We start from the raw sequence: 21,538 nt of genomic DNA, 5'->3' as shown, positions 1-21,538 counted from the left end.
GCTTAAAAGACCAAGCGCTTCAGCACCGCCCGGGTGCCGTAGTGGAGCATGCACCAGCTCGCGTAGAGAACCCCGAGCTTCTCGACGTTGCGGTAGACAGACCAGGTCCAGGCGGCAGAGCGCTTCGGTTTGCTGGAAAGAGAACCGCGCACGACGCGGTATCTGGCCAGATCCTCCTGCAGGCCGTAGGCCACGAAGCCGCGTTTCAGGATCGACAGCCAGAGGATCAAGTCGTCACGGCGCGCCTCGGTCATGCGGATCGGGCCGGTACGGTCCGTGTCGACCATGCCGGTCAGGGTGGCGATCGCTGTGTTCTTCAGAAGCTGCGTATAGGTCAGGCGCTCCGGCACGGTCATCAGGCGGCCCAGCTGCTGCCCGTCCTCGTTCACGCGCCGAAAAGCGGTGTAGGAGACGGCACAGTCCCTTTGGCGCATGAAGGCAATCTGCCGTTCGAGTTTCTTTGGCAGCCAGAGATCGTCGCTGTCGAGAAAGGCGATGAAGCGGCCCCTTGCCCTGTCGAGCGCAGCGTTGCGGGCTGCCGCAACGCCCCCGTTCTGCGCCAGGGCGATTGGTTTGATGCGGGCGTCGCTGGCAGCACAGTCCCGCACGATGGCCGCCGTGCTGTCGCTGGATGCGTCATCGGCCACCAGCATCTCCCAATCCTCCAGTGTCTGGTGCTGGACTGAGGCGATGGTTTCGCCGATGAAGTCTTCTGCGTTGAAGGCCGCAGTAATGACCGAGACCAGCGGCCTGGCGGTTGACGCCGACGTTTCCCGGTCTTCTGTCACTGCAGCCCTTCCTGCAGGCGTGTTCTCTGCTCGGACTGGGGCCCGTTCTGCCCCAGACCTTTCGGTTTTGCGGTTCTGGCGATCGCCTGCCAGATCGCCAGCCGCTCTTGCGTGACGGTGTCGACGTTGAAGGTATGACACACGTGTTCCTGGGCGGCTTTCACGATGGCTTCGGCTTCCTGCCGCTTGGAAAACACTTCGGTGATTCGTGCAGCAGCGGCAGAGACATCGCCCTGCGGGACTATGAAGCCGCTGACCCCATCGGTGATCAGCTCCTCAATGCCGTGTGTCTCGGTGGAAACGCAAACGCAGCGCCGGATCATCGCTTCTTTAATCGTGTTTGGAAGATGGTCCGTATCCGACATGGACAGGAACACCGCGCTTTCCGAGAGATGTTGGAACACTTCATCGTGGCTGACATGCCCCTTGAAACGAACGTGTTTGTCGACGTCAAGCTCGCGTGCCCGGGCCTCCAGGTCGGTGCGCAGCGGCCCGTCGCCGAGGACTGTCAGAGAAACCTCGGGGTGAACCTCCCGCACGGCGGCAAGAACCTGCAGGCAGCGGTCCATTCTCTTCAGCGGGATCAGCCTTCCGATGGTGATGAGCGCAAAGGGATTCTTGCTTGGTTTCGGCAGCGGATCCGGAACCTCAATGCCGCGATAGGAAAGATGGACCTGCTCGGGATCGACGCCGAGGCGCAGAATATGGGGACGATTCGCATGGACATGGGTCAGTATCGCCTTTGCATAGGGCGCGAGGGCGCCACTCAGCGGCGAAGCCAGCCGCAGATCATAGGCCCCGAGGAATGCCGTGACAGGCGGAGCGTCGGGTGTCCTTCCCAGAAGGATTCCGAGCAAGCTCGGGTAGTGGCCCCAGAAGAGATGAACAAGATCCGGCTTGAACGCCGCTATCGATTCGCAGAGGCTCAGCGTTCGCGGTATGAGAGCGAGAGCAACCAACAACTCTCTCGGTCGCGCCCAACATGACCTGATGACGGTGGCCGCAAGCCGGAGAGGTCTGAGTGGGGACCGAAGAGCCAGCCGACACCCGCGGAGCGTTGCGGCGGCAGACCCGTGGTCAACGTGCATTCCGGAGAGCCCGTGCTGCTTCAACAGTTCATCGGCGCCCTCTCGGCGTGCCTTGTAGGCGAATACGGCCACCTCGACATCTGCGCGCCTCAGGGCCCGAAGCTCGACCGCGGCAAAGGCCTCTGAAGGGACCGGGAACTGCATCGTGACGTAGGCGATCTTCAGGCCAGCCGGGTCTCCGGACTCCGCATTCGAGGTCGCCGGTGACACCCGCGCGGCTGACTCTTGATACAGTTCTGGCATGAATAGCTGGCTTCCGCGGATTTGGAGGCAAGACAGGCCGCAAGTCAGACCATGAATTCCCACAATAACAAGACTTCCACGCCGGCTGCTTGTCAATCTTCCGGTGGCCGAAGAAAGGACCAGTCCGAGGCAAATCTCCGAAAGGCGGGATCGCCATCGCTCACGGTCGCGACCGCCGCCTTCTCAGGCGGCCTCTCCGGGTGCTTTCGCCAAGCGGGCCTTGCGGAGTCGCGGCGAAAGCCGGTCAGTCGGCCGGATTCGCTCTAGAGAGCGACGTTCGGTGTCAGGACCTGACGGGCCACAGAAAACGCCTCCGCCGCGTCAACGCCAACACTGGCACCGCGAAAACCGGCCAGGTGCGCGACGCTCTCCATTGAGCGCGCATGTGGAAAGGCCCGCATCTCCTGCCGGTAGCAGGTTAGGGCCTGTTGCTTCCTGGCCATCTGTGCGCTGATATCGATGAAGTGGTTCGGCACGAAGGGAGCGCCGATTTCAGGGGTCCCCCACTCGCTGCTCGACAAGGTCTCGAAGCAGTATACGGCCCTGACCGGGCTGCCGGGGAGCGGCCGGCATGCCGTCAACACGGCCTGATGGGTGATGCGGTGATCGAGGTTCAGGTCGCCGCCATGATGCGTATAGACAATGGACGGCGAGATCCGCCGCACCGCCTCTTCCACCACCTTGATCACATCGAGCAGGTCGATCTGATCCATACGATTATCCGGGAGGCCTGCGAATTCCGGCGGTTCCGACCCCAGATACTCGGCTGCTGCCCCTGCGGCTGCTCTCAGAGCATCGATCGAGTCGCTGTGCTCGGCGACATTCCTGTGGTCGCCTCTCGATGTAGAGCCTTCCGCCAGGATCAGGCTATGAACACGGTCTCCCTGGTCGACGTGCCGCGCCACGGTGCCGCCTGCCCCCAGCACCTCGTCATCGGGATGGGCCGCCACCACGAGTACTGCAGCGTTGGTGATCACGACACTGACCTCTCAGCGGCGGCCGCCGCAGTCTCCGCGGCCTTTCGCTCCGGCTTCACGAGACTGTGCGGGCTGCGCAGGATTTGCAGGGATCCTGTGCCATGATTGAACAGAAGATCGAGCGTTGACATGTAGGGTTCGAAACCGTCGAAGCTCTGATTGTACTGCGGATGATCGTAGTCGTGAATCAGCAGTTCGACACCGGCCGCTTCGAAATCGACCGGATTGAGATAGTCCCGCCCGAAGGGCCCCGAGAGATAGGTCGTCGCCCCGACCTTCCGGCAGAGCTCCAGGATCAGCTTGTCCTTGGTCTCCCGGCAATCCATCTCCGAACTCGAAAGGACGGTCTTGTTCAAGGTCAAGGCCTCCATGAAGATCTTGAGCCCGGCCGCGTTGAGGTCAGCGAGATGGGTCCAGCGGGTCTCGAGCAGCGTCCGGAAGGGGGCCGCGTAGTCCGCGAAGTAGGGCGCGCGCCGGTAGTTGAGTTCGATCGCGCGCCAGTGCTTGCCCGGCCAGTTCGTCTCGTTGTTCACTTCGATTTCGTTGAGCCGCAGTTCCCCGTGCTTGCCCTTGCTGCGGATCGGCACGGTCAGCCAGCTCCACCCCTGCGCCGTGCGGACGCGGTTGCGGTTGGCGAACTTCGTCTTGCTGTTGCGGTCGATTTCGACATGGTCCAGCAGGATGAAGATATCGCTGGCGGCGATCCGGTCGAAGAACCCGAGCCACGGCAGGTAGGCGGGCTGCATGATCGAGACGATCATGAGATCTGCGCCTCCTTACGCAGGTAGACCGTGAAGTCGCCGGGGTGGTAGTCGTGGCGCAGCGCGACCCGGGGTGAAACACTGCGGCAGAACTCCAGGCATCTGGCAGGGGCTTCGCGGTATTCATCGCTGGCATCGCCCGCCTTGTCTCCCCAAAGGCTCAGGCAGTTGAAGGCGATCCCTTTGCTGCAGAGTTCGAACATTCGCCGGACGGAGGCCTGCAGATGCTCGAAAGGCCGCTCGCGGCGCAGATAGAAGATCCCGCTCGCCACGACATAGTCGACCCTCTGCAGGGGCGGGTCGAGTGTGCCCAGCAGGCTGCCTTGCCTGAACTCTGCGGCGGGAAAGCGCTGCCGTGCCTCCGCCACCATGTCCGGCGTGATGTCCAGACCGGTGTAGCTCACCGCGATGCCGCGCCTCTTCAGGTAGTCGTAGAGGTCGCCGAGACCGCAGCCGACGTCGAGGATACTGTCGCCCGCGCTGAGGCCGATCTCGCTGAGCACGCGAAAGCGGTTCTCCTGCCCGGCCTTGCTGCCCCAGTTGAGTGCTCGAAAGTCCCGCCCGTGCTGACGCAGGCTGTCCGAGAAAACCGCGACGGTATGGCGATCATCGCGCTGCGCCGTCATGGCGTCTTCTCGGCGATGACGCGCCATTCGGCATGGACACCGCCCTCCGGAGCCAGCATGTCCGTCAGTTCCAGACGCTGGAGCTGATGCAGGGCCCAGCCCTCGGCGAGGATGTCGCAGAGCTGCTGGCGGCCGACGAAGAGAATCTGGCCGACCCCTGTCAGAGTGCCGGCGGCAATGTCGCAGGTCAGCCCGTCGCCGGCGGGTCTGCCGGCACGGGCGCTGCTATGGCTGTCGGCATAGGGATTGAAGAAAAAGCTTCCCCCGGGCCGAAGAACCCGGTGTACCTCCTTTACCGCCTTGCGCAGGGCAGTGAAGCCGCAGCAGGTGAGGGCGCCGCGATCGATGACGCAGTCAAAGCTGCCGTCCGCGAAATCCAGCGCGGTGAAGTCTCCTACCCTGAGGTCCCCCTCCAGCCCGTCCTCGGCGAAGCGCTGCTTGGCGTAGTCGACAGCACTTGCGCTGCCGTCGATCCCGGCGACGGCAAAGCCTTCCCGGGCGGCGAACCAGAGGTTGCTGGCGGTGCCGCAGCCGACCTCCAGAATGCGCACGTCCCGGCGCGGCCGGTCGCGCGGCGCATGGCGGAAGACAAAGCTGACCACGACATCCCAGGGGTAGCGTTGGGCATGGCCGGCGGCGTACTTTTCTTCCCAGATTCGGTCAAAGGTAGCGGGTTCGGTCATAGCAGGTCTTCCGGCGTCAGAACATGGCCCTTCGGCAGGGCCCCTTTGATGCTGCGGCCGACAAGCCAGTCCGCGCCTTTCGGCGGCAGGCCGGTACCCGGCCGGTTGAAGGCGATGTCGCTGCGTGCCAGCTGGTGCCGGGCGTCCAGATCCCGGGCTGCGACGCAGGAAAGGCGCCATCCCTGGCGCGCGTCTTCCTCGCTTTCGGTCGGACCGAGTTGCGCCGACCCAAGCGCCAGTTCAGCGATGCGGACACCTTCGGCCATGGTCCTGAACTCCTCCGGATCGGCGGAGAAACGGTGATCGGGGCCCGGCAGGGTCTTGTCGAGCGTGAAGTGCTTTTCGATCCAGCAGGCATCAAGGCCGACCGCCAGGGCGGCGGCAAAGGCCCCTTCGCTGTGATCGCTCAGGCCGACCGGGCAGTTGAAGCAGTCTCTCAGCGTCGCGATGCGCCGCAGGTTCAGGTCCTTGGGGTCGCAGGGGTAGTTCGACACGCAATGCAGGAGAATCAGGCTGTCGTTACCGGTCTGACGGAAGGCCCGGACGGCATCGTCGATTTCGCCGAGAGTCGCCATGCCGGTGGAGAGCACGGTCGGCAGGCCGGCCTCGCCCATGGCACGGACCAGATCGAGATTGGTCAGGTAGTCGGACCCGTTCTTGAGCACCCCGACACCGAGGTCGGCGAGAAGACGCACGCCCTGTGGATTGGTGGGCGTGGAATGGAAGCCGATTCCGTTCTCTGCGCAATAGGCGGCGAGCGCGGCCACATCATCGTCGCTCAGCTCGCAGGCCTTGAACATGTCGTATTGTGATGCCACGACAGTCTTGCCGTTCTCGATGTATTCGTGGGTCAGGTTGCGGTCGGAGATGAAGTCTTCCGTGACATAGTTCTGGAACTTGACCGCATCGGCACCGCTTTTCTTGGCGGCATCAATCGTCGTCCGCGCCAGGTCAAGGTTACCATTGAAATTCAGGCCGATTTCGGCGACCAGATAGCAGGGTTGCCGAGGTCCGATCTGCTGCTTGTCGATCGTGATCGTCATGCTGTCCTTGCGCGCAGGTGTCCGGGTCATGGCTAGGCGGCCGTGCTGTGCAGCAGATTGCCCTTCAGTGCGCGGTATCCGGCCGTGCGAAACAGGGCTATCGAAGGGTCGTTGTTTGGCAGCGTCTCGGCCCGAAACTCGGCGGTGGGCATCCACGCGCGGATCTGCCGGAGCGCGGCAAGGCCGACGCCGGCGCCGCGGTGTTCTTCATCGACGACGATGGAGACCTCGAAGACTTCGTTTTGGTCCCCCACATGCAGCCGGTCCAGCCGCAGCATGCCGGCAACCTTGCGGCCGTGTTCGATCATGGTGATGAAGCTGCTTTCGGAACGCATACGGCCCGCGAACCAAATGCGATGTTCCGCTTCGGTCGGGATCGCCGGGTTTCTTGCCAGGGCACGTATGGACGGTTGCCGCTGCCAATGCAGCAGTATTGCCTCGTCGCGCGCCTCGGCGAGCCGCAAATGCATGCCGAGGCCGTCCTTGGTCGCCTGGTCCGGCAGCAGTGCAAGCCTGGCCCTCAGGGACCCCTGACCGTCACAGATCGCGGCGGCCCGCTTCGACATTTCATGAAGCCGGTCGCGATCGCCATGAAGGTCGCGCAGAACCGCGGCAATGGCGTCAGCCATGTCGTTGCCGTCCCCTTCAACCACTGCGGCCGCGCCGGAAATCGACAACTGTCGCGCGTTTTCCAATTGGTTGTCCGCCAGAACCAGCATGACAGTCGGCAACCCAAGGCAGCAGCGCTCCCAGGACGTTGTTCCGGCAGCGCCGATTGCCAGGTCGGCCGCGGACATCAGCGCGCCTATGTTGTCCGGGGCAACGTGAAGCTGAAAGCCGGAGAGACCTTCGAGGCGGCCGCGCAGTCTTGTCAGAGCCGCAAACCCGTAACCTGCGATCACGTCCACCTGCATCTGGGCGCCACAGCGTTGGACTGCGTCGATGCAGATTTCGGTCATGTTTTCGGGATCGGTCCCGCCGAGCGTTATCAGCAGTCGGAACGGTGCCTGCCTTGTCTGCGCCGCCGCCGTATCGCGCTGCCGCATCGCACGGAACTCCGGGCGCAGCAGGGCGTAGCGGGTGCCCAGCAGCAGCCGGCAGTCCGACGGCACAAGGGCCGTATAGTCTTCGGCTCCACGGCCCAGCGTCTGATCCAGAAGCAGATCGCAATCATGCGGGCGGTCGGCGAGATCGTCGAGAACCATGATGTTCCGCGCCCAAGGGCGGCAGGCGGCCTCGAAGCGGCGGTCCCGACGATAGTGGTCGACCACCAGCCACTCGACGCCGGCTTGCCAGTGACTGCTCATCGCCGCCGCCTCGTCACCGTTACCCCCCTCGAGGGTGAGCAACTCATGGCCCGACTGGTCGAGCGCCGGCACGACCTCCCGGCTTTCGGAACGCAGTGCGAAGGCGCAGTCCCAACCGATCGTAGACAGCGCATCGGCAAGCGTCAGACAGCGCATGACATGCCCGCTTCCGATTTCGCGTGAGGCGTCGGCTCTGAAGACCGCGCGCATTCAGGTCTCCGCGCCTTGGGCAAGGCTTGTCTGCTCGTGCAGCAGAAAGGCCGCCTCTCTCAGGTCTGAGTCGGTGTCGATGTCGATTGAGCGGTCACGCGGCATAACATAGCCGACCAGCGGGTCCGCGAAGTAGTTTTGCGCTGCCCGAAACCGCCGGACGTCAAGCACATGGACCGCGCCGTTGGGCCGGAAAGCCTTCGGCATGGTCTGCGAGCGGCGGTCGAGGTATTCGGGAAAGACGGGCTCGAGGCCGCTTTCTTCGGTCATTCGCAAGGCGGCAAAGGGCGTGTGCGTGTATTCGGCGACGCTCATCAAAAAGGGGCGATCACGCTCGACGAAGAGGTCATAGGCGCCACGGATGTCCGCCCCGGTCCGGAAGGGACAGGTCGGCAGCATGATGATCAGTGTGTCATAGCTCCGGCCGGCGTCTTCCAGCACGTCGAGCGCATGCAGCGCGACTTCGACGACACCAGCCGGATCGCGCGCCAGCTCCGGCGGTCTCATGAAAGGCACCTCGATGCCCAGGTCACGCGCCGTGGCGGCAACCGTGCTGTCCTCAGTGGAAAGGATCAGATGGTCGATAACACCGCTTGCGCGCGCAGCCTCGGCAGCCCAGGCGATCAGGGGCTTGCCGCCCAGAAGCCGGACGTTCTTCATCGCCAGGCGTGTGGAGCCGCCCTTTGCAGGAATCAGCCCGAGTGTCGCATTTGCCGTCATGCCAAGCCGCCTCCACCGGCCGCCCTCGTCCCGACCTAGGGTTCCTTGGAGAACAGCCACCAGTTGGAATTGTCGCTGTTGTCCAAGGGCTTCCAGAAAAAGCCGTAGTCACGGACCTGCAACTGCGGGTGCCGCTCGAGGTAGTAGCTGCCGAAGTCGCGCTTGAAGAGAAAGCCCTCCATGCCGCGGTAGGGGATTTCCACGGGCGCCGGGGAGAAGTACTCGACGCAAACGACATAACGCCTGGAGACCCGCACGATCTCGTCGACCACCTTTGCAAGGTTGTCCGGTGCCACGTGAATCAGGACGCCGGCGGTGAACACCAGGTCGATGCTGTCGTCATCAAAGGGCAGGTCGCCGCCGTGACCGCAGCGGATATCGGCCTGGCGGAGCCGCGGTTGGCTGCGGGCGAGCTCGCAGACCCGACCGTTCGGCTCGATGCCGTGCAACTCGCTGACAAGGTTGCTCAGCGCAACCAGATTCTGGCCGATATTGCAGCCGACCTCGAGCACGCTTTGCGGCGCCGGGGAGATCGCGGTCTGCAGGATACGCGCCCAGTTCCGCACTGTTGCGCGGAGGCTTTCTTCGGAAATCCGATTGCTGTCGCGCTGGGCATAGTCGAAGCCAAAATCAGAGGCCCAGAGATCAACCTGCATGTTCGCCATCAATTTGTTCCTTACGGTCCGTCTTTCGCTTCCGTTCCAGAGGCTGCCGCCGCGCGCCTTGGCTCTAAGCCGCCGTGTCGGACCAGCTTAGCGCCTTGCCGGCGGTCACGGGGTGGGCCAGGGACTTTCCGATAAGGCGTTCCGCCTCACTGGGCGGCAATCCGAAGCCGGGCCGCCGATAATCGACGTCCTCCGGCTGCAACACATGGCCTGCCGGAAGATCGCGGCGCACGTGTACGCTGCGGCGCAGGGCCATGCGCTTTTCCGCCTCGACAGGCGTCATCATGCGCCGGTTCGCGCCCATGGCGGTCTCCAGATCGCGGATGGATTGCATGAAGGCCTGCATCTCCGCCGGCTCAATGGACATAATGTGTTCGACGCTGCGGGTTGTACGGTCCTCGGTGATGGTCTTCTCAACCAGGTTGGCGCCCAAAGCAATGGCGGCGATGTCCATTTCCCATCCCGGCGAATGGTCGGAGTAGGCGATCGGGTAGGGGAACATCTGTTTCAGCGTGGGGATCACCCTCAGATTGATGCTTTCAAGCCGCGCCGGATAACCCGAGGGGCAGTGATGGATGATGATGTTCTCGTTGCCCTCGCTTCGGATCAGATCGACGGCGACTTCGATCTCGCCGATTGTCGCATTGCCGGTGTCGAGCTGCAGGCAAAGCCCGCTCTTTGCCGCCCGCTTGATCAAGGGAAAATGATTCACGTCCGCCGAGGCGATCTTGATGGAGTGGCAGCCGAGGTCTTCCAGAAAGTCCACCTCATCGTCGAAGGCAACTGTGGCGAAGAAAGCCAGGCCCAGGGAATCCGAGTAGGTCTTCAACGCGCGCCACTCTTCTTCCGTCAGGCAGCGCCGACAAAGAATGTCGTAAAGCGGCTCGGTGACCGTCTCCCTCCTGTCGCTGTCTCGGTCGATCAGGACCTCGTAGGTGAAGGGCTGCTTGCGGTCCGCGACAAGGCGGTCGGGATCGAAGATCTGGAACTTGACGGCGTCGGCCTTGGCCTTGGCGGCGTGGGCGACCAGACGTTTTGCAGAGTCCAGACTGTCGTGCGTCGGGCCAGCTTCGAATGTGATGAAGCAGGGCTGGTCATCGCCAAGCTTGCGTGATCCGAATGTGACCATACCTCTGATCTCTCCTTCCGGAGCCCTTCCGCACAACCGCGGAGGCGGGCTCTATCCTTTCAAATGACGCTTCAGCGCCGCTACGACACGGTCGACGTCCTCGTCGGCCATAGCTGCGAAGAGAGGCAGGCTGAGGGTTCTGGCGTAGTAGCGCTCGCTGCCGGGCAGCTCTGTCTCTCCGTAGCGCCTCTGATAGTAAGGCTGCCGGTGGACGGGATTGTAGTGAACCTGGGTGCCGATGCCGTCTTCCCTCAGCCGGTTCACAAGGTCGGCGCGGGTTAGGCCCGCAGCCTCGAAGTCAATCAGGACAGCATAGAGATGCCAGGCCGCCTGGCAGTGCTGCGACTGCGTCAAGGGCCGCAGGACCGGAGTCAGGTCCTCCAGCAACCTGTCGTAGCGCGCCGCCAGGGCGCGCCGCCGTGCCACAAAGCGGTCGAGCTTGCGGAGCTGGCTGTGGCCGAGGGCGCACTGGATGTCTGTGACCCTGTAGTTCAGGCCGATCTCCGGCATTTCATAGTACCAGGGGTTCGGCCGGCCCGCGCCGTCGTAGGCCATGTCGTGCCGATGCACCTCGGCGAAGTCTCGGGTCATTCCGTGAGACCGGAGCTGGCGCAGCCGCTGCGCCAGCGCGTCGTCGCTGGTGGTTACGGCGCCGCCTTCGCCCATCGCGATCGTCTTCACCGGATGAAAGGAGAAAGTGGTCATCCGGGAAAGGCGGCCATCGCCGATGGTACCAGTCTCGCCGCTGCGCAGGCGGTAGCGGCTGCCGATGGCATGGGCGGCATCGTCAATCACCGCGACATCGTGGCGGTGCGCCAGATCGCGGATCGCCGCGAGGTCGCCGCATTGCCCGGCCAGATGCACGGGAAACGCCGCCTTGACGGGGCCGCCGGCCCGTGCCAGGGCCTCCGCAAGGTGCTCTGCCTCCATCAGCCCGCTGTCAGGATCGCAGTCGGCAAAGACGACCTCGGCGCCGGCCAGGCGCACCGCATTGGCGGTGGCGAGAAAGGTGATACTGGGCACGATCGCGATGTCACCGGGCCCCAGACCCAGGGCCAGGGCGGCAATGTGGAGCGCTGCCGTGCCGTTGGCGCAGGCCACGGCATGGCGGGCGCCGGTGGCCTCACAGAGGGCCGTCTCGAAGGCTGCGATGGCGGGTCCTGTGGTCAGGAAGTCGCTGCGCAGAACCTCGACGACCGCGGCAATGTCGTCTTCCTCGATCAGTTGACGGCCATAGGGCAGCGGTGCTGGCGATGACAATGCTACTTCTCGCATTCCGCAATCATCTTTGAGAGCCGCTTGGCGCAGAGCCAGTCGTCGTTGATGTTGCTGGCAAAGCGGAAGCCCGACGAAACCGGCCGTGCACCTGAGTTCGGAAACTTCCTCTGCATGCGCTCCCAGAACTCGGGAAGGATCATGTAGCGGTCCGAGAGTTCGTAGGTGCTGCGGGCATCGTCTTCGGTGATGAGGACTTCGTGTATCTTCTCGCCCGGCCGGATGCCGACGATACGGTGCGGAAGGTCGGGTGCCAGAAACTCTGCCAGCTCCGTGATTCTCATGCTGGGGATCTTGGGAACGAAGATCTCACCGCCCTTCATGAGCGAAAGGGACGACAGGACGAAATCGACGCCCTGCTGCAGGGTGATCCAGAACCGGGTCATCTCCGCATCTGTGATCGGAAGGCTCTCCGCGCCTTCGTCGATCAGCTTGCGAAAGAAGGGAACGACGCTGCCGCGCGAACCCAGGACGTTGCCGTAACGCACCACGGAGAAGCGGGTTCCGATGGAGCCGCTCAGATTGTTGGCCGCCACGAAGATCTTGTCGGAGGCAAGCTTGCTTGCCCCATAGAGATTAACCGGGCTGGCCGCCTTGTCCGTCGAGAGCGCGATGACGCGCTTGACGCCGCACTTCAGCGATGAGCGGACAACATTCTCCGCCCCGATAACGTTGGTCTGGATACACTCGAAGGGATTGTATTCGGCGGCCGGAACCTGTTTCAGGGCGGCGGCGTGGACCACCACATCGACCTCGCGCAGGGCCATCTCCAAGCGGTTCGGGTCGCGCACATCGCCGATGAAGTAACGCAGCTGCGGGTGCCGGTCGACGGGCAGTTGCAGGCCCATCTCGTACTGCTTGAGTTCATCGCGCGAGAAGACGATCACCCGGCGCGGGCTGTACCTCTCAAGCACGGTGTGGACGAACTTCTTCCCGAACGAGCCTGTTCCGCCGGTCACCAGAACCGATTTCCCGTTCAAGTCGAAGCAATCGCCGTTTGCAAACTTGTTTTCTTCCGACGTCATGATGTCGTCGGTTATGCCCGGGGAATCGTTAACAATTAGTATGAATCGAGGATTAATGCCGCAGCGGGACCCTTGCTATTCTGCGGATCTCCGTCTCTTGATGGTCCCCAGATGGCGCACGGTGAGACGCCCGGTCCGCTTGCTGATCCACCGACGGTGGCGGCCACCGGGCGGGCCAGGCTTCGCATGGGCGGCATGCGATCGCTGCTTGCCCGCGACCTTTGTTCAGGCTCCTGCGGCGACGACGTTCAGAGGGGCCTGGACGCGGACCTGGCGACCGAGGAGACTGAGCAACAGAATCACCCGGTTCTTGTCTGCCATCCGCTCAAAGAGCCCGCGGCAGTTCGAGAGGGATCCAGAGACGATTTGCAGCGCCTCGCCCTGGTGGAAGGGGCGGGGTTCCAGAGCGATGAGCCCGCTTTCGTCCATGCGGGCTACGATCTCCTCCACCACACCCTCGGGGACCGCTGCCGGCCGGTCGCCATAGCAGATCAGATGGTTGACGCCGAAGGTTCCGTTGATCGAACGCCAGCGGGCCGTATCAAGGTCGAAACGGACAAACACATAGCCGGGAAAAAGGGGGGCCTTGACCAACTCGCGGCGGCGGGCATGGCGCCGCTCGCGCTGGTACCGCGGCAGATAGGTCTCGAAACCCTGACGTTCCAGATTGATTTGGGCTCTGTCTTCCGCGCGCACCTGCGTCTGTGCGACATACCAGCGCTTCATCGTGTTGCGGTTCCCTTACCGGTCAGGTTGCCGCTTGCGCGTTGTGCCGCGGACTGGCGCCTGGAGAGCCGCAGCAGGCTCGGAAACAAGACCTTTTCGGCACCGAAGCGAGCGACCATGCGCTCGTAGGCGGCCTGGGGGTCGCGCATGTCCGTGATGATCACGGCATCGATCCCGGCAAGATCCGCCAGATCGCGCACCACCGGCGTACCGGCCACGACCCGGCGGTTCGTCGATTCGTCAAAGATGGCGGAGACCTTGAGCTCTCCGTCAAGCGCAGCGAGAATCGCGATCTCACAGAGATCCCCGGCGCCGATTAGTGCAACCGATTGATATCCCTTGGCTTTGCAGCTTGAGAAGAGGTCCAGGCAGTCTTCGCGTGCATGCCGGAAGAAGCTCAGAGAGCGGGTGAGAAACTTCGCGGTCAAGCGGGCCTTTTCGCTGAACCCTTTCGTGGTGAGATAGTAAGCATAGCGCCGGGCGGGCGCTTTGCGCACCTTGATCAGTCCCTTGCTGATGCAGCGCTTCAGGTAGATGTTGGTGAGGCCCAGGGCGATCCCCAACTCCGCGGCGAGCCCGCGTTGGGTCACCCGGTCACTGGAGTCGATCGCATCCAGCATCAGCCGGGTCGAATCGGCCTCCTGGTCGCTTTCCACAGGTGCGCGGGCTTGTGGCGGCAAGATCGGCTCCAAAGCATGGTGCAGGGCAGACGGCGGCCCGGACTGTTGAGCCTGTCTAGCCCCGGGGCAAAGGCGGTGTCAAGTGTTCATGCCATGAACAACTTTGCCAATGTTTCAGTAATTTCATTGATTTGATTGATTAACTCTGTCTTAATCCGCCGCCATCGGTTTGTGTGGGAACTTGGGGGTGGCGTCCGGACCGGCGCCAGAGTTGATGTGATGGATCCGCGCTGCCTCGTCTTCGATCCCGAGGCTGCCTCTTGGCCGCGGGGTCGCGAACGGGCGCCTTCTATCGCTGGGCGGCTGCGCAAGGGGGCTTTACTCTCGCCGCCTCGGGCGACTATGACGGCAAGCAGCTTGGGCGCGATTGCCGCAAGCGCGGGATCGACAATCCGTTCGAGGCCGTTTGCTACGTGAACGTCAAGAAGCAGATTGCCAGATACCTGGGGTTTCCCCGGGGCATTGGGCTTGGCGGGGCGTTGAAGAGGCTCGGCCTGCAACCCGAAGGCACCCCTCATCGTGCCTTGGACGCTGGGCGGTCGGTGGCTCGGATGCTGCGGGCCGGGGTTTTGGAGGTGCTGCGAGATGACCGCAGGCAGACTTGTGGCCGGGTTGACCGACGACGATACCATTTCGGGTTGCGGGTCCTCCCGCGCCCTGTGAGGACCGCCAAACCGTGACTTTTCCTGAATCGCCCTCAATTGCCGTGGTCGGCCTCGGCTACGTCGGCTTGCCTCTCGCGGTCGCCCTGGCCGAATGCTTCAAGGTCGTCGGCTTCGATGTCGACAGGCAACGTGTGGAGGAACTGCGCGGCGGCTGGGACCGGACCCGTGAGGTGACCGAAGAGGACCTGCGTGCGGTACCGCTGTCGCTGACGGCCGAACCCGCCGAAATGGCCGGCTGCGATGTCTTCATCGTCACCGTGCCCACCCCGGTCGACCATGAGAACCGACCCGACCTGAAGGCCGTGATCGCCGCCAGCCGAACGGTTGGGGCTGCCATGACCAAAGGTGCCGTCGTTGTTTATGAATCGACCGTCTATCCCGGCGTTACGGAGGATCTTTGCGGCAGCATCCTTTCCGAGGTGTCCGGCCTCGAGCCGGGGGCCGACTTCTTTCTCGGCTATTCGCCGGAGCGCATAAACCCTGGCGACACCCGGCACGGCCTCGCCAAGATCGTCAAGGTGGTTGCGGGCGAGACGCCGGAGGTGACGGACTATCTGGCACGGATCTACGGTCGAGTGATCGAAGCGGGAGTCTTTCGGGCGGCCAGCATCAAAACCGCAGAGGCCGCCAAGGTCATCGAGAATGCCCAGCGCGATATCAATATCGCCTTCGTCAACGAAGTGACGAAGATCTTCAATCGTTTGGATCTCTCCATTCACGATGTCCTGGACGCGGCGCGGACCAAATGGAACTTCCTCGATTTTCGCCCGGGTATGGTGGGGGGCCATTGCATCGGCGTCGACCCCTATTATCTGGCTCACTGCAGCGAGGCGCTGGGCCTCCACCCCCAGGTTATCCTCGCCGGGCGGCGCACGAACGATTCCATGGGAACCTATTTCGCCGGCATGGTGGCAGAAGCCCTGCGCGACCGCGCCGGCAGGCGCGTGCTCGTGCTGGGCCTCACCTTCAAGGAGAACGTGCCTGACCTGCGCAACAGCAAGGTCGTGGACCTGATCTCGGCCCTTGGCCAGCGGGGTTTCCAGGTTGCTGTCCACGACCCTCTTGCCGACCCGCAGGAGGCCCTCGATGACTACGGTCTGGAAATCATCGGCGATCCGCGGGCGCAGGCGCCCTTCGACTGTGTGGTCGGCGCCGTGGCGCATCAGCCTTATCGTGAGTTCGCCAGGCAGGACTTCGAGGCATTGCTGGTTTCGGATGGATTGGTGTTTGATCTGAAGAACATCTGGGCGGATATCGAACTGCCTGGGGGGCGGCAACGCCGGACCATCTAATGCTGGGCCCTCCGCGCCGGACTTGCGCCGGTTGCGGGTTCGGCCGGAAGAGGACGAGATGTCAGTGATCGTGACCGGCGTGGCCGGGTTTATCGGGTCCTACGTGGCCGAGCAGTTGATCAAACAGGGCCGAACGGTCGTTGGGATCGACAACCTCAACGACTACTATGATCCGGCTTTGAAGCGGGCGCGGCTGGACCGCCTGACCGGTCACAACGGCTTTACCTTTCGGCAGCTGGACATTTCGGATCGGGAGCCGATCCTGGCTTTGGCGGGGGAGTTTCCGGAGACCACGGAGATCGTGCATCTGGCCGCACAGGCCGGCGTGCGCTACTCCCTGGAGAACCCCTTCGCCTACGTCCAGACCAACCTGATGGGCCATCTCTGCATGATGGAGCTGGGGCGCAGCCTGGGCAGGCTCCGCCATTTCGTCTACGCCTCGTCTTCCTCGGTCTACGGCGGTAACAAGGAGCTGCCGTTTTCTGTCGAGCAGCGGGTCGACAAGCCGGTCTCGCTTTACGCGGCGACCAAGCGCGCCGATGAATTGATGACCCATTGCTACGCCCATCTCTTCGATCTGCCGAGCACGGGCTTGCGGTTCTTTACGGTCTACGGGCCGTGGGGGCGGCCCGACATGTCAGCTTTTATCTTTACCAAGGCCATTCTTGAGGGGCGGCCGATCCGCATCTTCAATCACGGCGACATGCGCCGTGATTTCACCTACATCGACGATATCGTCGCCGGGGTGCTGGCGGTCATCGACCGGCCGCCGCAGCGTGCCCTTTCGGACGCGCAAGGCGAGGCGCCCAACCGGGTCTACAATCTGGGCAACCATCGCTCCGAGCCGCTGTTGCGCTTCGTCGAACTGATCGAGCAGGCTTGCGGCCGCGAAGCCATTCGCGAGTTCGCGGAGATGCAGCCGGGCGATGTGAAGGAGACCTATGCCGATATCGCTCCGGCGCAGCGTGACCTGGGATTCGAGCCGCGCGTCTCGATCGACGAAGGCATTCCCCGCTTCGTTCAATGGTATCGCGACCATTACTCGATCTAATATATTGATTTATCTAAATAAATAGAGCCCAAGAGTTCTTTGCGGGCGCTTTTTGTGACAAGGGTAGGGCTTGCCGGAATCCCAGGGATGCTCCTTGATTCGCTTCCCTAAAGTCGCTAAGTCCTTTCGCACCTGCAGCATTTTTTCATGAGGATTGGTGCCACCATGGACCGCCTGGACGCATTGGAAGCGCAATCCGTCTACATCCTGCGTGAGGCCTACAACCGGATCGAGCCCCTGGCGATGCTCTGGTCGCTTGGCAAGGATTCCAACGTCATGCTCTGGCTGGCGCGAAAGGCCTTCCTCGGGCATGTCCCCTTTCCCGTCGTGCATGTCGATACGGGTAAGAAATTCAAAGAGATGTACGAGTTCCGCGACCGCTACGCGAAGGAGTGGGGCCTGGACTTCGTACGCGAGGAATGTCCGCCCATCGACGCGGTCGACCAGAGCCTGCCGCCGGCCGCCCGCTCGGCCGCGCGCAAGACCGAAGGGCTGCGCCGCGCCATCGATCGCTACGGCTTCAAGGGCCTGATCGCCGGCATCCGCCGCGATGAGCAGGCGACCCGCGCCAAGGAGCGTGTCTTCAGCCCGCGCGGCGAGAGCGGTGAGTGGGATTTCCGCGACCAGCCACCGGAGTTCTGGGACCAGTACAAGACCGACTTTCCGCCGGGTGCGCATCTGCGCATCCATCCTCTGCTGCATTGGACCGAACTCGACATCTGGCTGTACACTCAGCGCGAGGGGATCCCGATCATCCCGCTGTATCTGTCCAAGAACGGCAAGCGCTATCGCTCGCTCGGCGATCAGGACATTACACATCCGGTGGAATCCGATGCCGCCACGATTGAGGAGATCATTGCCGAGTTGCAGACCACCCGGACGGCCGAGCGGGCCGGACGGGCCATGGACCACGAGCGCGAGGACGCCTTCGAGCGCCTGCGTGCCAGCGGCTACATGTGATCGGGAGCGGAACGGCCATGACCTCGGACACGACACCTATTGCAGCCCAGGACCGTACCACCTTGCCTGAAGACGCCACGCAGAGCGGCGCGTACCCCGACGATGCCGAGCACGCAGGCGAACGCTCCCTGCACCGTATCGTCATCGTCGGCCACGTCGATCACGGCAAATCCTCGCTGATCGGCCGCCTGCTGCACGACACCGGCTCTTTGCCGCCGGGCAAGGTAGAGGAACTGGAGAAAATCTCCGCACGTCGCGGCATGGAGATCGAATGGTCTTTCGTGCTCGACGCCTTTCAGGCCGAGCGCGATCAGGCGGTGACCATCGACACGACGCAGATCTGGTTCAAGACCGGCCTGCGTGACTACGTGATCATCGATGCCCCTGGCCACCGCGAGTTCCTGAAGAACATGGTCAGCGGCGCTGCCAGCGCCGATGCGGCCATCATGGTGGTCGACGCCGAAGAAGGGGTGCGCGAGCAGTCGCGCCGCCACGCCTATCTGCTGCATCTCCTGGGGGTTCGCCAGGTCGCGGTGGTGATCAACAAGATGGACCTCGTCGATTTCAGCCAGACGCGCTTCGACGAGGTTTCCAGGGAGATCACCGACTATCTCCGCTCGATCGGCGCCGCGCCGATGATGGTGGTACCGATTTCAGCGCGCGGCGGCGACAACATTGCCACCCGTTCGGCGCGGACCCCCTGGTATGACGGACCGACGGTCATCTCCGCCCTGGACGGCTTTCACGGCCACCCCGGCGTCGGTGCTCAGCCCCTGCGGCTGCCGGTGCAGGACGTCTACAAGTTCGATGCCCGGCGCATCGTCGCCGGACGGATTGAATCCGGCGCGGTTACGGTCGGCGATACGGTGCTCTTCTCGCCGTCAAACAAGACAGCGCGCGTGCGTTCGATCGAGGCCTGGCCCGCCGAGCAGGGCCCGGAGACCGCTGCAGCCGGCGAGTCGGTCGGGATCACACTGGACGAACAGCTCTTCGTCGAGCGCGGCGAGATCGTCAGCCATGCTGAGAATCCGCCGAAGCTGAGCACGGTCTTTCACGCCCGCCTGTTCTGGCTTGGCCACAATCCTCTCAAGGTGGGATCGCGCTACAAGTTGAAGCTGCTGACCCAGGAGGCCGAGGTCACCGTGCGCTCGATCGAGCGCATCGTCGACACACAGACCCTGGAAAACGCCGCCGGCGACATTGTGGAGCGCAACGCCGTGGCCGAGGTGACGCTGTTCAGCCGCCAGGTCCTGGGAATCGACGACTACGGCGATCTGCCCAAGACCGGCCGCTTCGTGCTGATCGAGGACTACGACACCGTCGGCGGTGGGGTGATCTCCATGGAGGGCCTGCCGGATCAGCGCCAGGCCATCACGGTCAAGTCCACCAACGTGATCTCCGTCGAGCACCGGCTCACCGCCGACTCCCGCGCCGCCCGCAATGGCCACCGCGGCGGCGTGCTCTGGTTCACCGGCCTTTCGGGCGCCGGCAAGTCGACGCTGGCCATGGAGGTCGAGCAGCGGCTCTTCGCCAAGGGCTATCAGGTCTATGTGCTCGATGGCGACAACGTCCGCCGCGGTCTCAACGCCAATCTCGGGTTCTCGCCGGAAGACCGGACGGAGAACATCCGCCGCGTCGGCGAGGCGGCGTCACTCTTTGCCGACTCCGGCATCATCTGCATCACCGCCTTCATCTCACCCTATCGGGTTGACCGGGACCGCGCGCGCGCCTCGGCGCCGGGCCGTTTCCACGAAATCTACATCAAGGCGGATGTGGAGACCTGCGAACGGCGTGACCCCAAGGGGCTCTACAAGAAAGCGCGCGCAGGGGAAATCGCCCAGTTCACCGGCGTTTCCGCGCCTTACGAGCCGCCGGAGGCAGCCGACCTGGTAGTCGACACAGGGGCCGAGAGCGTTTCTGAATCGGTCGAGCGGATCATCCGCTACATTGAGACGGAGTTCACGCTCAGCCGCGACTAGGATCTGTCTGGCCGGCCCGCCGGTCGGCGGGCTTCCTTCCCGGCGCGCGCTATCTGTCCGGACCGCCACCGCCGTTGAGGCCGGTGCCGTCGGTTGGGGCGCGTAGTGCGGCGGGCTTGGTTGCCGAGCTTTGTTCGTTCTTTGTTCCGGCTGCCGAATCCGCCGGCGACGTATACCTTCTCGACGATGCGCATCGCTTATCTGTCGGCCTCACGGGTTCCGTCGCGAACCGCAAACGGCGTACACGTCATGAGAATGTGCGAGGCCTTCCGAACCCTTGGGCACGACGTCACGCTGATGGCTATTCCCGGCGATGAGCCGGCCGATGGGGTCATGGAGTTTTACGGCGTCGAGAAGCCGTTCGCGGTCAGCTTCCCGAAACACTTCGATGCGCCTCGGTTTCCCGGCAACCTGCCGCTGCGCCTGCTGGTCCGGTCGTGGGACCTGATCGCGGGCTATCTCCTGGCGGACCCTGGACGGTTCGATCTGCTCTACGGCCGCAACCTTCTCTGGCTTGGCGGTGCGTCTTTCAGGGGACTGCCGTTCTTCGTGGAATTGCACTCCGCGCCCAAGTCGGCCCTGCGCCGCTGGTATCTAGGCTTTCTCACCCGCCGCCCAGGCTTCTGCGGCTTGATCGTCATTTCAGCTGCACTGCGCGATTTATGCCGGAAACTGCTTCCGGCCCTTCCGCGGGACGCAGTCTTTGTCGCGCATGACGGTGCCAGTCTGCCACCGCGGGGCGCACCGAGGGAGTCTGCGGCCCCGGTCCCCGGGATGGCGCCATTGAAGTCGCCTTCGGCGGTGACGGTCGGGTATGTGGGTCATCTTTACCGGGGGCGCGGCATCGAGATCATCATCGCCTTGGCGGAGCGCTTCAAGGAACTCCGCTTCCTCGTTGTCGGGGGTCAGGAGGAGGATCTCGCGCGGTATCGTTCGGCCAACAGGTTGCCCAACCTTGAATTCTGCGGGTTTGTCCCCCCTGGCAGGTTGGCGGCCTATTACGAGGCCATGGACATTGTTCTGGCGCCCTACCAGCGCGACCTGCGGACGCATGGCGGCGACAACACCGTCGATTACATGTCTCCCTTGAAGATCTTCGAGTACATGGCCTGGGGTAAGGCCATCCTCGCTTCCGATTTTCCGGTGATCCGCGAGGTCCTGGAAGACGGGGTGAATGCCCTGTTGGTCCAGCCGGAGGATGTCGATGCCTGGGCGGAGCGACTGGCCTTGCTTGTCGACAACCCCGAGCAGCGGCGTGCGCTTTCGGAACGCGCCTCCCGCAGCCTGGTAGAACGCTACACATGGTCAGCGAGGGCGGAGACGATCATGGCCTTTGTTGCAGAAGCCGCCGGCCGAAAGGGCCTGCACTTTGCCGGGATGCCCGACGCGGGGGCTGCGCGAGAGGTCTGACGGTCATGCTGGAGGGACCGGGACGGAAGACCTTCGGGCACTTGGAACCTAGCCTCGTTCCGCTGAAAAGCGGCCGCGAGATGCCCCGGCGGAAGGGCGGGCGGCGGGCCCAGACGGGCGTGCAGGACAACCGGCGCCGTGGACCCTCTTCAGACTTGGCAAGCCTGGCCCGATCGGATAAGAAGTGCGAATCGCAGCGTATCGAATAATCGGTTCTGCTGTGCATTCGTCGGGT

General features: G+C 63.5%; 20 protein-coding genes. 5 read left to right on the top strand and 15 right to left on the bottom strand.

Annotation, left to right across the window (positions count from 1 at the left end):
* Positions 1-2: 2 nt before the first annotated feature.
* The 15 genes from ACO06P_RS07335 to ACO06P_RS07265 all read right to left on the bottom strand — a co-directional run bounded on the left by ACO06P_RS07335 (position 3) and on the right by ACO06P_RS07265 (position 13,946).
* A complete protein-coding gene (locus ACO06P_RS07335; protein WP_420349349.1) occupies positions 3-788 on the bottom strand; it encodes a glycosyltransferase family 2 protein in 786 nt (261 codons plus the stop codon).
* Positions 785-1,747 carry a glycosyltransferase gene (locus ACO06P_RS07330; RefSeq protein ID WP_420349348.1) on the bottom strand — a complete coding sequence of 321 codons (963 nt, stop codon included), beginning with the start codon at positions 1,745-1,747 and terminating at the stop codon, positions 785-787. Before ACO06P_RS07330 ends, ACO06P_RS07335 begins: the two co-directional genes overlap by 4 nt.
* 635 nt (positions 1,748-2,382) lie before the next feature.
* Positions 2,383-3,096, bottom strand: a complete 714-nt coding sequence (locus ACO06P_RS07325) for a PIG-L deacetylase family protein (RefSeq protein WP_420349347.1) — start codon at positions 3,094-3,096, stop codon at positions 2,383-2,385.
* Positions 3,093-3,857, bottom strand: a complete 765-nt coding sequence (locus ACO06P_RS07320) for a WbqC family protein (protein WP_420349346.1) — start codon at positions 3,855-3,857, stop codon at positions 3,093-3,095. Before ACO06P_RS07320 ends, ACO06P_RS07325 begins: the two co-directional genes overlap by 4 nt.
* Positions 3,854-4,483, bottom strand: a complete 630-nt coding sequence (locus ACO06P_RS07315) for a class I SAM-dependent methyltransferase (RefSeq protein ID WP_420349345.1) — start codon at positions 4,481-4,483, stop codon at positions 3,854-3,856. The genes ACO06P_RS07320 and ACO06P_RS07315 overlap by 4 nt, the downstream gene beginning before the upstream one ends.
* Positions 4,480-5,166 carry a class I SAM-dependent methyltransferase gene (locus ACO06P_RS07310; RefSeq protein ID WP_420349344.1) on the bottom strand — a complete coding sequence of 229 codons (687 nt, stop codon included), beginning with the start codon at positions 5,164-5,166 and terminating at the stop codon, positions 4,480-4,482. The genes ACO06P_RS07315 and ACO06P_RS07310 overlap by 4 nt, the downstream gene beginning before the upstream one ends.
* The gene (locus ACO06P_RS07305; protein WP_420349343.1) at positions 5,163-6,209 is read right to left on the bottom strand and encodes an N-acetylneuraminate synthase family protein; all 1,047 of its coding nucleotides are present in this window, start codon (positions 6,207-6,209) and stop codon (positions 5,163-5,165) included. The genes ACO06P_RS07310 and ACO06P_RS07305 overlap by 4 nt, the downstream gene beginning before the upstream one ends.
* A 32-nt stretch (positions 6,210-6,241) precedes the next feature.
* Positions 6,242-7,672, bottom strand: a complete 1,431-nt coding sequence (gene pseG / locus ACO06P_RS07300) for a UDP-2,4-diacetamido-2,4,6-trideoxy-beta-L-altropyranose hydrolase (RefSeq protein WP_421938184.1) — start codon at positions 7,670-7,672, stop codon at positions 6,242-6,244.
* A gap of 54 nt (positions 7,673-7,726) precedes the next feature.
* The gene (locus tag ACO06P_RS07295; protein WP_420349341.1) at positions 7,727-8,446 is read right to left on the bottom strand and encodes a cytidylyltransferase domain-containing protein; all 720 of its coding nucleotides are present in this window, start codon (positions 8,444-8,446) and stop codon (positions 7,727-7,729) included.
* A gap of 35 nt (positions 8,447-8,481) precedes the next feature.
* Entirely contained in the window at positions 8,482-9,111 is a 630-nt protein-coding gene (locus tag ACO06P_RS07290; RefSeq protein ID WP_420349340.1) for a pseudaminic acid biosynthesis-associated methylase, read from the bottom strand.
* Between the two features lie 64 nt (positions 9,112-9,175).
* A complete protein-coding gene (locus tag ACO06P_RS07285; RefSeq protein ID WP_420349339.1) occupies positions 9,176-10,240 on the bottom strand; it encodes an N-acetylneuraminate synthase family protein in 1,065 nt (354 codons plus the stop codon).
* A gap of 51 nt (positions 10,241-10,291) precedes the next feature.
* Positions 10,292-11,515, bottom strand: coding sequence for a UDP-4-amino-4,6-dideoxy-N-acetyl-beta-L-altrosamine transaminase (gene pseC / locus ACO06P_RS07280; RefSeq protein WP_420349338.1), 1,224 nt, complete (start codon positions 11,513-11,515; stop codon positions 10,292-10,294).
* A complete protein-coding gene (pseB, locus tag ACO06P_RS07275) occupies positions 11,503-12,474 on the bottom strand; it encodes a UDP-N-acetylglucosamine 4,6-dehydratase (inverting) (protein ID WP_421938183.1) in 972 nt (323 codons plus the stop codon). The genes pseC and pseB overlap by 13 nt, the downstream gene beginning before the upstream one ends.
* Positions 12,475-12,765: 291 nt before the next feature.
* A complete protein-coding gene (gene nusG, locus ACO06P_RS07270) occupies positions 12,766-13,236 on the bottom strand; it encodes a transcription termination/antitermination protein NusG (protein ID WP_421938182.1) in 471 nt (156 codons plus the stop codon).
* A gap of 26 nt (positions 13,237-13,262) precedes the next feature.
* The gene (locus tag ACO06P_RS07265) at positions 13,263-13,946 is read right to left on the bottom strand and encodes a winged helix-turn-helix transcriptional regulator (protein ID WP_420349335.1); all 684 of its coding nucleotides are present in this window, start codon (positions 13,944-13,946) and stop codon (positions 13,263-13,265) included.
* A gap of 676 nt (positions 13,947-14,622) precedes the next feature.
* Here ACO06P_RS07265 and ACO06P_RS07260 point away from each other — a divergent pair.
* The 5 genes from ACO06P_RS07260 to ACO06P_RS07240 all read left to right on the top strand — a co-directional run bounded on the left by ACO06P_RS07260 (position 14,623) and on the right by ACO06P_RS07240 (position 21,303).
* Positions 14,623-15,903 carry a nucleotide sugar dehydrogenase gene (locus tag ACO06P_RS07260; RefSeq protein WP_420349334.1) on the top strand — a complete coding sequence of 427 codons (1,281 nt, stop codon included), beginning with the start codon at positions 14,623-14,625 and terminating at the stop codon, positions 15,901-15,903.
* Positions 15,904-15,961: 58 nt separating this feature from the next.
* Positions 15,962-16,954 carry a GDP-mannose 4,6-dehydratase gene (locus tag ACO06P_RS07255; protein WP_420349333.1) on the top strand — a complete coding sequence of 331 codons (993 nt, stop codon included), beginning with the start codon at positions 15,962-15,964 and terminating at the stop codon, positions 16,952-16,954.
* Positions 16,955-17,119: 165 nt separating this feature from the next.
* On the top strand, positions 17,120-17,914 hold the full coding sequence (gene cysD / locus ACO06P_RS07250) for a sulfate adenylyltransferase subunit CysD (RefSeq protein ID WP_420349711.1): 795 nt from the start codon (positions 17,120-17,122) through the stop codon (positions 17,912-17,914).
* A gap of 17 nt (positions 17,915-17,931) precedes the next feature.
* Positions 17,932-19,893, top strand: a complete 1,962-nt coding sequence (cysC, locus tag ACO06P_RS07245) for an adenylyl-sulfate kinase (RefSeq protein WP_420349332.1) — start codon at positions 17,932-17,934, stop codon at positions 19,891-19,893.
* Positions 19,894-19,986: 93 nt separating this feature from the next.
* Positions 19,987-21,303, top strand: coding sequence for a glycosyltransferase family 4 protein (locus tag ACO06P_RS07240; RefSeq protein ID WP_421938181.1), 1,317 nt, complete (start codon positions 19,987-19,989; stop codon positions 21,301-21,303).
* The last annotated feature ends 235 nt before the right edge of the window (positions 21,304-21,538 follow it).

The sequence above is a fragment of the Pelagibius sp. genome (assembly GCF_965227505.1).
Classification (GTDB): domain Bacteria; phylum Pseudomonadota; class Alphaproteobacteria; order Kiloniellales; family Kiloniellaceae; genus Pelagibius.
This window is presented reverse-complemented; position numbering and strand designations above follow the sequence as displayed.

What these genes read in the sequence shown, in the direction of transcription:
- cysC (WP_420349332.1), top strand. Translation starts at nt 17,932, where the DNA reads ATGACCTCGGACACGACACCTATTGCAGCCCAGGACCGTACCACCTTG.
- ACO06P_RS07285 (WP_420349339.1), bottom strand. Translation starts at nt 10,240, where the DNA reads ATGGTCACATTCGGATCACGCAAGCTTGGCGATGACCAGCCCTGCTTC.
- ACO06P_RS07315 (WP_420349345.1), bottom strand. Translation starts at nt 4,483, where the DNA reads ATGACGGCGCAGCGCGATGATCGCCATACCGTCGCGGTTTTCTCGGAC.
- pseC (WP_420349338.1), bottom strand. Translation starts at nt 11,515, where the DNA reads ATGCGAGAAGTAGCATTGTCATCGCCAGCACCGCTGCCCTATGGCCGT.
- ACO06P_RS07320 (WP_420349346.1), bottom strand. Translation starts at nt 3,857, where the DNA reads ATGATCGTCTCGATCATGCAGCCCGCCTACCTGCCGTGGCTCGGGTTC.
- cysD (WP_420349711.1), top strand. Translation starts at nt 17,120, where the DNA reads ATGGACCGCCTGGACGCATTGGAAGCGCAATCCGTCTACATCCTGCGT.
- ACO06P_RS07295 (WP_420349341.1), bottom strand. Translation starts at nt 8,446, where the DNA reads ATGACGGCAAATGCGACACTCGGGCTGATTCCTGCAAAGGGCGGCTCC.
- ACO06P_RS07255 (WP_420349333.1), top strand. Translation starts at nt 15,962, where the DNA reads ATGTCAGTGATCGTGACCGGCGTGGCCGGGTTTATCGGGTCCTACGTG.
- pseG (WP_421938184.1), bottom strand. Translation starts at nt 7,672, where the DNA reads ATGCGCTGTCTGACGCTTGCCGATGCGCTGTCTACGATCGGTTGGGAC.
- ACO06P_RS07310 (WP_420349344.1), bottom strand. Translation starts at nt 5,166, where the DNA reads ATGACCGAACCCGCTACCTTTGACCGAATCTGGGAAGAAAAGTACGCC.
- ACO06P_RS07305 (WP_420349343.1), bottom strand. Translation starts at nt 6,209, where the DNA reads ATGACGATCACGATCGACAAGCAGCAGATCGGACCTCGGCAACCCTGC.
- ACO06P_RS07290 (WP_420349340.1), bottom strand. Translation starts at nt 9,111, where the DNA reads ATGGCGAACATGCAGGTTGATCTCTGGGCCTCTGATTTTGGCTTCGAC.